Origin of the sequence: Pseudomonas sp. AK181, assembly GCF_051122975.1 — a bacterium.
Lineage (GTDB): Bacteria > Pseudomonadota > Gammaproteobacteria > Pseudomonadales > Pseudomonadaceae > Aquipseudomonas > Aquipseudomonas lactis.
Map to the genome: position 1 here is coordinate 5,461,946 of NZ_CP146348.1, position 12,539 is coordinate 5,474,484.

At 62.3% G+C, this 12,539-nt stretch carries 8 protein-coding genes; 2 read left to right on the top strand and 6 right to left on the bottom strand.

Translation table 11 applies throughout. The features are described 5' to 3' along the window. Positions 1–20 precede the first annotated feature (20 nt). Genes V8689_RS24960 through V8689_RS24980 form a run of 5 tightly spaced genes read right to left on the bottom strand, consistent with a single transcriptional unit; the run spans position 21 to position 5,462 of the window. Entirely contained in the window at positions 21–866 is an 846-nt protein-coding gene (locus tag V8689_RS24960; RefSeq protein WP_056792046.1) for a hypothetical protein, read from the bottom strand. Positions 867–890: 24 nt separating this feature from the next. Beyond that, positions 891–2,120 (bottom strand): pyridoxal phosphate-dependent aminotransferase, encoded by a 1,230-nt coding sequence (locus V8689_RS24965; RefSeq protein WP_056792043.1) that lies wholly within the window; start codon positions 2,118–2,120, stop codon positions 891–893. Between the two features lie 39 nt (positions 2,121–2,159). Beyond that, positions 2,160–3,377 (bottom strand): MFS transporter, encoded by a 1,218-nt coding sequence (locus tag V8689_RS24970; protein WP_056792041.1) that lies wholly within the window; start codon positions 3,375–3,377, stop codon positions 2,160–2,162. 32 nt (positions 3,378–3,409) lie between these two features. Continuing rightward, positions 3,410–4,234, bottom strand: a complete 825-nt coding sequence (locus V8689_RS24975; protein ID WP_056792039.1) for a hypothetical protein — start codon at positions 4,232–4,234, stop codon at positions 3,410–3,412. Positions 4,235–4,268: 34 nt separating this feature from the next. Next, the gene (locus tag V8689_RS24980) at positions 4,269–5,462 is read right to left on the bottom strand and encodes an MFS transporter (RefSeq protein ID WP_056792037.1); all 1,194 of its coding nucleotides are present in this window, start codon (positions 5,460–5,462) and stop codon (positions 4,269–4,271) included. Positions 5,463–5,557: 95 nt separating this feature from the next. Between V8689_RS24980 and V8689_RS24985 the strand changes: the two genes are divergently transcribed. Further along, positions 5,558–6,487 carry a LysR family transcriptional regulator gene (locus V8689_RS24985; protein WP_056792036.1) on the top strand — a complete coding sequence of 310 codons (930 nt, stop codon included), beginning with the start codon at positions 5,558–5,560 and terminating at the stop codon, positions 6,485–6,487. Between the two features lie 66 nt (positions 6,488–6,553). Here the strand turns inward: V8689_RS24985 and ettA are convergent, their stop codons facing one another. Beyond that, positions 6,554–8,218 (bottom strand): energy-dependent translational throttle protein EttA, encoded by a 1,665-nt coding sequence (gene ettA / locus V8689_RS24990; RefSeq protein WP_014720011.1) that lies wholly within the window; start codon positions 8,216–8,218, stop codon positions 6,554–6,556. Positions 8,219–8,503: 285 nt separating this feature from the next. Between ettA and V8689_RS24995 the strand changes: the two genes are divergently transcribed. Beyond that, a complete protein-coding gene (locus tag V8689_RS24995; RefSeq protein WP_056792034.1) occupies positions 8,504–12,355 on the top strand; it encodes a sensor domain-containing protein in 3,852 nt (1,283 codons plus the stop codon). Positions 12,356–12,539: the final 184 nt, after the last annotated feature.

Below are 12,539 nucleotides of genomic sequence, written 5' to 3' on the forward strand. Positions count from 1 at the left end.
ACAAGGGTTATCGAACAGCCTCAATCCCAGGCGGGCTGTTCGCACTTGAGCACCGATGCCATCTTTTGCAGATGTTCACAGGCCCTGGCCACGTACTCCTTGGAGAGCCGTGCGATACGCGTGTAATCCACGGCCTGCCCGGTGGCGCTGGCATACAGCCGCAACGCCTCTGCGGCATGCTTGAAGTGGCGCGCTTCCACGCTGCCGCAATGCACGCTGAGAAAACTCGCGACGCGGCTGGCCTCACCGGCGCTATAGCCCCGCACATCGCGCAACCACTGTTTCCATAGCGGGGTCATCAGGTTGTATTCGCCGGTATTGAACAACTCCGTCATGGCCATCATTTCCAGCGCTTCGATGAGTTGCGGCGCCAACGGGCGTTTTTCCCCCACCCAACCGGAGAATTCCTTGGTGATCGGGTTGAGGAATTTGTCTTGCAGGCGCCACTCATCGGAGCCGCAGATGGCCGAAGCCATGCGGTAATACAGCTTGGAGTGGTGCGGATGCCCATGCATTTCACCCAGCCCGATGTCCTCGACAATGATCTCCCCACAATGGGCCGCCGCTTCGAGCATTTTCAACCGGGCGTCGTCCGCCAAGGATGCCGACTCCTGCAGGATGCGCACGATGATGCTCGACACTGCATGGGCGGCGCCGTCCGGGCTACGCCAGCCACAGAAGAACGTACACAGTGACGACTCGCTCCAATTACTGGAGGTCATGTCGACGTAGGTCTCGCAGTACGTGTCCAGCGCGGCGGTCTGACTGTTGAAACCGCTGAGCAGGGCCTGGGCCAGATGTCCGTCCTCGACATCCACCAGCGCCTGGTTCACGTACCCGATAAATTGGCGGTTCAGATTTTCCACGGCTCATATCCTTTTAAGGTGGGGTTAATGCGCAACGATTTCTGACATGAAACGAGCGAAGCGTGTGAGGCCCTCAATCAGCGCTTCACGCTCAACGGCGTAGGAGATGCGGATGCTGTTGTTGTCACCACAGCCAGAACCGGGCACCACCGCGATATGGGCCTCGGTCAATAACAGATCGGCCAAGTGGTCGACGTCACGAATAACGGTGCCCAGGTAACGGCCTCCCAACTTGCGGGACACATCGATAAACAGATAAAACGCCCCTTCCGGCGGGGCGCACCGAATGCCGTCGACATGCCCCAGGCAGGTGCAGGCCGCGAGCAATTGCTGGTCGAGGAAGGCATTGACCTGGCGGGTAAAGTGCGGCGCGTCCGCCATCAGGCTGCCGAGCGCGGCATATTGGGACAGGCTGCTGGGGTTGGACGTCGTATGCCCTTGCAGGTTGTGCATGGCGGCGATGACTGGGGCCGGCGCGCACGCATACCCTACCCGCCAGCCGGTAACCGCATGGCTCTTGGAAAACGAATCGACCAGTACCGTCTGATGTTTGAGCGGCGCAAACAGCGACACGATGTTGTGATGCTCATGGGGCGCGCGCACCAGTTTGCGGTAACACTCGTCGAACACCACCCAAAGCCCGTGTGCGAAGGCGAGCCGGGCAATCCCCAACAGTTCTTCGCGTTGATAAACCGTGCCCGTCGGATTGTTCGGGGTGTTGATCACAATCATCCGGGTGCGCGGGGTCAAGGCGTTCTGGACCGCTGCGCAGGTGAGGCGATAGTCATCCGCAGCCGTGTCGACATAGACGGGAACGCCACCGGCCAGTTGGATCTGGGTGGGGAAGGTTTCCCAGTACGGCACCGCGACGATGACTTCATCCCCCGGGTTGAGCAGTACCATTGCGGCGTTATACAGCGCCTGCTTGGCACCGGCGGTCACCGCTATTTCATCGGCGGTGTAATTCACCCCGCAGCGCTGAGTGACCTGCTGCGCCAGCGCGTGGCGAAGCTGGGGCAAGCCGATGGGCGGCGTGTAGCGGTTGCGGGCAGTAGCGAGCGCCTCGGCCGCGGCGGCTTGCATGACCGGGCAGGCATCGAAGGACAATTCGCCCGCGGCAAAGTTGACCACGTTGACGCCGGCTTCTTTCAAGGCATTGGCTTTACTGCGCATGCTGGACGTGCCGGGTGCGCTGAGACGTTGCGCACGCTGGGACAACGGCAATGACACGGCAGAGGGTTCACTGTTATTCATTGTTATACCTGCCAGAACACGTTGGAACGTTCGTTCGCCCTACCGGGCTTGGGCCTCCAACCCTTGCTGAACCCGCCAGGACAGCGGCAAGGTCAGCAACAGGGTGGCGGCCAGCAACAGGACGGCCATGGGCACACCGGTGGCATCCCCAAGGCTGCCGAACAGCACCGGCGCCAAGGCGCCGCCACCGATGGTGCCGGTGTAGAACACGGCGAACGCCTGGTCGCGCCTGCCCGGCCCTGCCAAGTCCGGGACTGCGCCGTACAGCACCGACGACGTGCCGTTCAGCGCCAGCCCCAGCAGCGGCAACATCACCATCAAGCCGGCGTAGGGCAAGTACACCGCCATGACGATCAGCACGGCCGTGGTGAACTCCGTGGCCCATACCGTTTTCATCATGCCGATGCGCGCACCGAGGTAACCGCACAGCAATTTGCCGAAGGCGCCGCCGACGAACAGCATCGTCAGCGCCAGGCCGATGCCCGCAGGCCCGGCGCCCTTGGCCTTGAGCAAAAACGGCAGGAACGTGAGGAAACCCATGCGCACGGCGCTGTCCAGCGTGCCGGTCACGATCAGCGCACGCAGGCCGCTCGCAGAGCCGGCGCCGGCGCTCGTACGGGCGGCTTTCACCGGCGCCGCCGAAGCCTCGGCGCGTGCGGGGATCAGCCACCACAACAGGCCTGCCGCCAGCAGCCCGAGTACACCCAGCAGGGTGACACTGGCGCGCCAACTGATGACCGCCAGCAACAGCCCGATCAACCCCGGGATCAGGGTCTTGCCGATATCGCCGCTGAAGTTGTACTGCGACAGCGCTTGTTTGACGCCTCCGCCGGCCTCGTGCGTATCGGTGATCAACGACGAGGCCAGCGGGTGCTGCGTACTCGCGCCGAGCCCGCCCAGCAACAGTGCCAACAACAACACGCCCAGCCCACCGGCCTGGCCGGCCAGCAGGTAGGCCAGGCCCGCCAACGCCGTGCCACCTACCAGCAAGCGTTCACGCCCCCAGCGCGCGGCAGCCCGGCTGGCCAGTAACTGAAAACCGGCCATCATGCCCGCGTAGGCACCGCGCAACAGGCCGATCTGGGCGTAGCTGAGGCCGAACTGCGCTTGCCAGATCGGCAACAGCACATAAATCACATCGGTCAGCCCGTCGTGCACGGCATGCGCGCCGCAGCCGGCCACCAGAGCGCGACGACGCACGGTGACCGGGTCAGGCGGCGACAACGATGGCGCTGCGGTCTGCTTCAGGGTATTCATCTGGGTCAGAGGCTCTCAGACAAAACGCCGGGTTAACCCAGCAACTGCGCACAGTCGCTCATCACACGGGCTTTACGCTGCAGGTATTGGGCAAAAATGTCGCGCGCCGTGGCGGGGTCCACTTCAATCTGCATGGCAGTGGTGAACTCATTCACCGCCGCCACCGCATGGGCGAAATGGTTGCTCTCGGTACCGCCGGTATGCACCGTGACCCAGGCCACCGTGGCACGGGATTTCTCCGGCGGCACGCCCATGTCCCGCACGAACCACTGCGAGTACAACGGGTGGATGAATTCCACTTCGCCGTGGGTGTACACCTCGTGGATCAACGTGGTCAGCAACCCCTGCAGCAGGTCTCGATCACGCAGGCGGCGGGTGTCGGTCCAGTCCTTGAACGCCTGCGCCGAGGGCAGGCAATTGTCCTTCAATATCCACTGGTCATCGCCGCACAGCGCTGTGGCCATGGTGTAGAACAGGTCTGCGTGCAAGGTGTTGCCCAACGCGCCCAGATCTTCATCGGTGATGCGTTGCAGGCTGCCGCAGGCGCGGTACAACTGCGCGGCGGCGGCGGAGCCTTCATCGGAGCGGGCCAGCAAGGTAATGCGGTTGGCCAGGCCGGACACACTGGCCGCCGAATTATTGGTCTTGGACCAACTGGCGAAGAACTTGCGCAGTACCGTCGGCGAATGCCGACGCGAGGTGAGCCGTGCAAAAGCGTCTTCGATATCCACCAGCGCGTCTTCCTGAGCCCAGAAGGCTTCGAACAGCGCGTGGCGCAAGGCACCGGCCGGCATGTCGTTCAATACCGGTTCGATGAGTTTCAACAACTGGCTGCGCTTGATCACGGTGTTAGTCATGTTCACCTCTCATAGTCCTTTATTGGATGAAAAATCAGGCTGGTTTGCCGCGCTGTCCGGCGATCAGGGCCTGGGGCGTTGCCGGTTTCCAGCCCAGCAGGGCAATCGCCAGCGACAACAGCTGAAAACCTGCGACCAACGCGACGCAGCCCGGCCAGCCCCATTGATTCCAGAGCATGGCCGGGACCACAGCGCCGGCGCTGCCGCCCAGGTAATAGCCGGTCAGGTACAGCCCCACGGCGCCGGACTTGTCCGCGCCTGCCGTGGTGGCGATATAGGCATTGGCGGATGCCTGCGCCAGGAATACGCCGGTCGAGCTCAGGGCCAGCCCCAGCACGATCAGCCACAGGGACGGCAACAATGTCAGCGCCGAGCCACAGATGCCGAGCGCCACAGCGCCGGTCAGTAACTGCGATTGTGGTCGCGATTTGCTCAAGCGCCCTGCAACAGGAATGACCACCAGCGCCAGCAGGAACACCGCATACAAAGTGCCCAAGGCTGCAGCGCCCAGGCTGAACGGAGCCTGGCTGAGATACAGGCCGGCATAGGTAAAGGTTGCGACTTGTGAGAACAGCACGCAGAAACCGACGCCATAGGCCGCCAGCAAGGGTTTGCGCAGAAGCCGGCGCACCCCGTGCGTGCCCACGGCCGCGACGCCGGGCCGCGCCACCGGATTGGCCGGCAACTGCCACACAATCAGCAGGCCGACCAGCAGGCTGATCACCGCCAACAGTTCGAAGGCTTCGCGCCAGCCCACATATTGGGTCATGACACCCGAGACAAAGCGCCCGGCAAACCCACCGAGCACCGTACCCGCAACGTACACACTGGTGATCTCGGTAACGCTGGCCGCACGCCAGCGATCGCCGATATAAGCCACGCTGGTGGCGAACACCACGGGGATCAACATCCCTTCGACAAAACGCCACACCAGCAGCTCGGCAAAACTGTCCACATAGGCCGTCAGCAGCGTCGGCAGCGCCAGCAGCAACGCGGCCACCGCAATTACCGTGCGTTGCTCGAAACGTGCGGTCAGGCGCCCGACAAACGGCGCGGTCAGCGCCACCGCCAGCGTGGTCACCGTGATGCTCCAGCCTGCCTGCCGGGCACTCACCTGGAAGCTTTCGGCAAACGCAGGCAGGATGCTCTGTGTCGCATAAAGATTCAGAAACGCCGCACAGCCACACAGAAACACGGCGAAGCGGGCGTGAGGCAAGCGCGGGTTCATATGACCTCTCGTTTTATAGTCGAGGATGTTTATAGAATACCCAGCGCAGGGAATACCAATACCGAATTCGGACCGATCAATACCCAGGAAACAGAATGCTTGATCTACGCAAGTTACGTTACTTCCTGACGGTCGCCGAAGAGCTGCACTTCGGCCGCGCAGCCCAGCGCCTGCACCTTGCCCAGCCGCCCCTGACGCGGCAGATCTCAGCCCTGGAAACCGAGCTTGGCTTTCGCCTGTTCGACCGCACCAGTCGCACGGTCACACTGACCGCCCAAGGCCAGCACTTTTTGCCGTATGCCCGCGCGGCGCTGGAGCACGCCAGGCTTGCACAAGACATCGCCGCCAAGCTGGCTGCCGGCTCGACCGGCCAACTGGTCGTAGGCTATGCCAGCTCGATCGCCCTGTCGGAACTCTTCAGCCAAACCCTGCAAGCCTTCGCCCAGCGCTTTCCCGATGTGCAACTGACCCTGGTGGAGAGCGCTTCCGGCAGCCTGCACACGCACGTGCTGGACGGGCGCATCGACGTCGGCATGAGCCGCCTGCTGCCGGAGGCCGGGCAAACCGGCGTCGAGGCTTTGTCGTTGGGGCAAGAACCGCTGGTGGCGGCGCTGTGCAGCGACAACCCGCTGGCGGAGCAGGACGAAGTCACCCTCGCCCAGCTCAGTGAGTACCCGTTGATTCTGTTTCCCAGCGATTACGGTTCGGGCCTCAACGGCTCCATCGAGCACCTGTATCAACGCCGTGGCCTGGCGCTGCGCCCGGGCCCTGCGGGGCGCCAGATCACCTCGATCATCGCCCTGGTGGCGGCAGGCCAAGGTGTATCGCTGGTGCCCCAGTGCACCCGCACCCTGGCCAGGAAAGGCGTGGTCTACCGCCCCTTGGCAGACCCCGAAGCCTGGGTACACCTGCTGATACTCACGCGCTCACCGTCACGCTCATTGTTGGTCGAGGCGTTTATGGGGGTAGTCGAAGAACTGCTGCGCAGCCGCCCGGCCCTGGCGCTCACAACGCTCCCGGCATAACGCGGGCAAAAAAATACCCCTGCGTGAGGGGTATTTTTTCAACAGGCTGGTGCGGCTATTGCAACATCAGGCCAGTTTTTTGTGACGCACACGGTGCGGCTGGGCAGCGGCCTCACCCAAGCGTTTCTTACGGTCGGCTTCGTACTCGGTGTAGTTGCCTTCGAAGAACACCGCCTGGGAGTCATCTTCGTACGCCAGGATGTGGGTCGCGACGCGGTCAAGGAACCACCGATCGTGAGAGATCACAATGGCGGCGCCCGGGAAGTCCAGCAGGGCTTCTTCCAGGGAACGCAGGGTTTCAACGTCGAGGTCGTTGGACGGTTCGTCGAGCAGCAGGACGTTGCCGCCCTCTTTCAAGGTCAGGGCCAAGTGCAAGCGACCGCGCTCACCACCGGACAGGTCCTTGACGAACTTCTGCTGGTCGCCGCCCTTGAAGTTGAAACGGCCGACGTAGGTGCGCGACGGGATTTCATAGTTGCCGATGCGGATCTGGTCGGAACCGTCGGAAATCTGCTGGAACACAGTCTTGCTGCCGTCGAGGTCGTCGCGGCTCTGGTCCACACAGGCCAGTTGCACGGTGTCGCCGATCTCGATGCTGCCGGAGTCCGGGGTTTCCTTGCCCATCAGCATGCGGAACAGCGTGGATTTACCCGCACCGTTACCACCGATAACGCCGACGATCGCGCCTTTTGGCATGGCGAACGACAGGTTGTCGATCAGCACGCGGTCGCCATAGCCTTTGGTGACGTTCTTGAACTCGATGACCTTGTCACCCAGGCGCGGGCCGGCCGGGATGTAGATCTCGTTGGTCTCGCTGCGCTTCTGGAATTCCTGCGACTGCATTTCTTCAAAGCGTTGCAGACGCGCCTTGGATTTGGACTGACGGGCCTTGGCGCCTTTGCGCACCCACTCCAGTTCTTCCTTCATGGCTTTTTCGTGGGCCGATTGCTGCTTGGATTCGGCGGCCAGACGGTCGGACTTGGCTTCCAGCCAACCGGAGTAGTTGCCCTCGTAAGGGATACCGGCGCCGCGGTCGAGCTCGAGGATCCAGCCGGCGACGTTGTCCAGGAAGTAACGGTCGTGCGTGATCGCAACCACGGTGCCCGGGAAATCGTGGAGGAAATGCTCCAGCCAGGCGACGGAATCGGCGTCCAGGTGGTTGGTCGGTTCGTCGAGCAGCAGCATGTCAGGGGCCGACAGTAGCAGGCGGCACAGGGCCACACGGCGCTTCTCACCACCGGACAGGTGCTCAACCTTGGCGTCCCAGGCTGGCAGGCGCAGCGCATCGGCGGCGACTTCCAGTTGGCGCTCCAGGTTGTGACCATCGCCCGCTTGCAGGATCGCTTCGAGCTTGGCCTGTTCGGCGGCCAGCTTGTCGAAGTCGGCATCCGGTTCGGCGTAGGCGGCGTACACCTCATCGAGGCGCGCCTGGGCGTCCTTGATCACGCTGACGGCTTCTTCGACCACTTCACGCACGGTCTTGGTTGGGTCCAGGATCGGCTCTTGCGGCAGGTAACCGATGTTCAGGTCCGGCATTGGGCGGGCTTCGCCTTCGAACTCGGTGTCGACGCCTGCCATGATTTTCAGCAGGGTGGACTTACCCGAACCGTTGAGGCCGAGCACGCCGATCTTGGCGCCTGGGAAGAAGGACAGCGAAATGTTTTTCAGGATTTCCCGCTTCGGCGGAACAACTTTTCCCAGCCGATGCATGGTGAAGACGTATTGAGCCATGGTGAACCTAGCGTCAGTGACTGATGAATTAAGCGGACGAAGCCCGTGCCAGGCCATGCGCCGCGCGGGCCTTTGACTATCATCAATGCCAGCGAGCAAAAAAAGCCTGAATGTCTGGGGCTGGAACGCCCCCGCGTAACCGGCAAAGCTACCTGAATGCGCTGGGGCAGTCCAGCCAGGCGGGACTGGCACTTTGCCACAACTCAAGGCATGCTAGCCGCCCTTCGGGCGTCCGGCTTATAGTGCACGTCGCGCGCCAGTCCAGCCAAACCGCAGGATCACAGTTTGTCCAACGTCACGCCGCCCACGCCCTTGCGCGCCGCTCATATTGCGCCGGGAGCGCCCCTGCACGGCACCTTGAAAGGCGCGTTGGCGACGCTTGTCCTGCTGTTGCTCGCCTTATTGTTCTGGCAGCTGCTTGACCAACTGCAGCAAAACCAGAAAAACCAACAGCAATACACCATCGACTACAGCGCCGACCTGGCCGAGCAGATCAGCCAGAACATGGCCCTGAGCGCGCAGATCGCCCTGAACCTGCTGCCCATCCTCGAACCACCGCGCACCGCCGAACAGCAACAGGCCTTGATGCGCTCCCTGCAGCGCTCCTTGCCAGACTTGCGCAGCTTCGCCCTGCTCGCCCCCAGCGGCGCACTGATCAGTGACACCGCCCAAGGCAGCCGAGACAGTGCCTTGCTCGAAGACCTGGTCAAGCGCAGTCACGCCCAGTCCTACTACCTGAGCAACGACAATGACGGCACGGTCATCTATCTGTTGCTGCACCAACCCAGCGGTGGCTCCAAGGTGTACTGGGCCTTGCGCCTGGCGCCCAATTATCTGGCCAACCTCACGCGCCAGGATGTCCAGGGCCAACGCCCGATGTGGGCGATCGAGAACAGCCTGAACCATCGTGTGGTCAGCCGTGACAGCGGGATGCCGGCGCAGTGGTCCGGCGCCCTGACGCCGGAAGAATTGAACCGCAGCGTGCTGGTCACGCCGTTGAGCAAAAGCGATTGGCAACTGCGCGGCATGTTTGACCGCAGTGCGGTGCTGGAACAACTGCTGCCGGCCTTTATCGGCAAGTGCCTGCTCGGCCTGGCGTTTTCACTGATCCCGGTGATCGTGCTGCTCAACATGCGCCGCCGCCAACGCCAGGTGAATGAAGGCCGGCGGCGCTATCAGGACATCTTCGAAGGCACCGGCGTGGCCTTGTGCGTGCTGGACCTGTCGGGGCTCAAGGCGTTTTGCGACAAAACCCAGGTGCAAAGCCGCGAGCAATTGCACGCCTGGCTGCAGGCCAACCCCACGCAGCGCAAGCAACTGCTCAAGGAGTTGCGCGTCACCGAGGTCAACCAGATGGCCGTGCGCCTGCTGAACGTCGCGTCCTGCGAACAGGCCTGGGAACGCCTGATCGATGATTGCCCGCGCAATGCCACGTCCATCGGCTATCAGGTGCTGGAAGCCGTACTGACCCGGCAAAAACAGCTGGAGCTGGAAATCCAGCTCAACGACGTGGCCGGCAACGAACAGTACCTGTGGCTGGTGATGCGTTTGCCGGAGCAGCAAGATGACGTCAAGGCGGTGATCCTCAGCATCAGCGACATCACCAGCCGCAAGCTGATCGAGTTGTCGCTGGTGGAGCGTGAAAGCTTCTGGTCGGATGTGGTGCGCACCGTGCCCGATCACCTGTATGTGCAGGACGTGATCAGCCAGCGCATGATTTTCAGCAACCATCATCTGGGCCACACCTTGGGCTACAACAAGGCCGAACTGCAGCAAATGGGTGAGTACTTCTGGGAAATCCTGCTGCACCCCGAAGACGCCGAGCATTACCACGATTTGCGTCAGCAGCAACGCCAAGCCGCTTACACCACCCAACTGCACTGCCAACTGCGCTTTCGCCACCGCAATAACCAGTGGCGCCGCTTCGATATCCGCGAGCAGGCCCTGGCCCGTGATACGTCCACGGTGGTCACTCGGATCATCGGCGTGGCCAAGGACATTACCGACCAGATCGAGGCCAGTGAATCGCTGCGCGACAGTGAACAGCGCTACCGGATGCTGGCCGAAAGCATCAGCGACGTGATCTGCTCCACCGACAGCCAACTGGCCCTCAACTACATCAGCCCCTCGGTCAACACCGTGCTGGGCTATGACGTGGACTGGGTGTTCAAGAACGGCTGGCAGTCAATCGTTGCCAACCCTCAGCAATTGACCGGCATTTACAGCCTGATGGAGCAGGTCAGCCGCGCCCTCGGCAACGCCGAGGCCTTGAACACCTTGCGCGATGAAGTGCAGACCCAGCTGTTTCTGTTCGACTGCCTGCGCGCCGACGGGCGCAAGGTACCGATAGAGCTGCGCCTGGTGCTGGTATGGGATGAACATGGCGCGTTTGAAGGCATCCTCGGCGTGGGCCGCGATATCAGCCAGCAACGCCGCGCCGAAAAAGACCTGCGCATGGCGGCCACGGTATTCGAACATTCCACCTCGGCGATTCTGATCACCGACCCGGCCGGTTATATCGTGCAGGCCAACGAGGCGTTCAGCCGGGTCAGCGGCTATGAAGTGGCGGATGTGCTCGACCAATTGCCGAACATGCTCACCGTCGACGAGCAGCAGGAAGCCCACCTGCGTTATGTGCTCAAACAGCTGCACCAGCACAGCACCTGGGAAGGTGAAGTGTGGCTCAAGCGCCGCAATGGCGAGCATTACCCGGCCTGGGTCGGCATTACCGCAGTGTTCGACGATGAGGGCGACCTGGCCAGCTACGTGTGTTTCTTCAGCGATATCAGCGAGCGCAAGGCCAGTGAGCAGCGCATCCACCGCCTGGCCTACTACGACGCGCTGACCCACTTGCCCAACCGCACCCTGTTCCAGGACCGCCTGCACACCGCGTTGCAGTCGGCCGAACGGCAGAAGTCGTGGGTGGTGCTGATGTTCCTCGACCTCGACCGCTTCAAGCCGATCAACGACTCCCTCGGCCACGCGGCCGGCGACCGTATGCTCAAGGAAATGGCCACGCGCCTGCTTGGCTGTGTGGCCGAAGACGACACCGTGGCGCGCATGGGCGGCGACGAATTCACCCTGCTTTTGCAACCACGGGTCAGCCGCGAAATGGCGCTGAACCGTGCGATCCATGTGGCCGAGCAGATCCTCGCCAGCCTGGTCAAACCCTTTGTGCTGGAAGGCCGCGAGTTCTTCGTGACCGCCAGTATCGGCATCGCCCTGAGCCCGCAAGACGGCAACGAGCTGAGCCAACTGATGAAAAACGCCGACACGGCGATGTATCACGCTAAAGAACGCGGCAAGAACAACTTCCAGTTCTACCAGGCCGACATGAACGCCAGCGCCCTGGAGCGCCTGGAACTGGAAAGCGACCTGCGCCACGCCTTGGACCAGAACGAATTCGTGCTCTATTACCAGCCGCAATTCAGCGGCGACGGCAAACGCCTGACCGGCGCCGAAGCCCTGCTGCGCTGGCGCCACCCGCGTCGCGGGCTGGTGCCACCTGGGGATTTCATCCCGGTATTGGAAGAACTCGGGCTGGTGGTGGATGTAGGCGACTGGGTGATCAGCGAAGCCTGCCGCCAGCTCAAGGCCTGGCACCAGAACAAAGTGCGCGTGCCGAAAGTCTCAGTGAACATTTCGGCACGGCAGTTCTCCGACGGCCAACTGGGCACGCGCATCGCCACCATCCTCAAGGACACCGGCCTGCCACCGGCATGCCTGGAGCTGGAACTGACCGAAAGCATCCTGATGCGCGAAGTCAACGAAGCCCTGCAGATCCTCGCCAGCCTGAAGAACCTGGGCCTGAGCATTGCGGTAGATGACTTTGGCACCGGCTATTCATCGCTCAACTACCTCAAGCAATTCCCCATCGACGTGCTGAAGATCGACCGCACCTTCGTCGATGGCCTGCCCTCGGGTGAGCAGGACGCGCAGATTGCCCGGGCGATCATTGCCATGGCCCACAGCCTGAACCTGGCGGTGATTGCCGAAGGGGTGGAAACCCATGAGCAGTTGGACTTCCTGCGTGAGCATGGCTGTGATGAGGTGCAGGGCTACCTGTTCGGGCGGCCGATGCCGGCGAATCGGTTTGAGGTGCAGTTCAGTAATGATGCCCTCTTCATGTTTGACTGAAAGCTGTGGCGGGGCTCCCTGATCGTTCCCACGCTCCGCGCGGGAACGCAATTCTGGACGCTCTGCGTCCGCTTTTAAATGTGACGCAGAGCGTCACGGGATGCATTCCCACGCAGAGCGTGGGAACGATCAGCATCCCCAGATGAACCCCACTTGTCCGCGACATGATGTCCTTTCATATGCC

Excerpts from the sequence above, each read along its gene's own strand:
- V8689_RS24965 (WP_056792043.1), bottom strand. The coding sequence starts at position 2,120 with ATGAATAACAGTGAACCCTCTGCCGTGTCATTGCCGTTGTCCCAGCGT.
- V8689_RS24970 (WP_056792041.1), bottom strand. The coding sequence starts at position 3,377 with ATGAATACCCTGAAGCAGACCGCAGCGCCATCGTTGTCGCCGCCTGAC.
- V8689_RS24975 (WP_056792039.1), bottom strand. The coding sequence starts at position 4,234 with ATGACTAACACCGTGATCAAGCGCAGCCAGTTGTTGAAACTCATCGAA.
- V8689_RS24980 (WP_056792037.1), bottom strand. The coding sequence starts at position 5,462 with ATGAACCCGCGCTTGCCTCACGCCCGCTTCGCCGTGTTTCTGTGTGGC.
- V8689_RS24985 (WP_056792036.1), top strand. The coding sequence starts at position 5,558 with ATGCTTGATCTACGCAAGTTACGTTACTTCCTGACGGTCGCCGAAGAG.
- ettA (WP_014720011.1), bottom strand. The coding sequence starts at position 8,218 with ATGGCTCAATACGTCTTCACCATGCATCGGCTGGGAAAAGTTGTTCCG.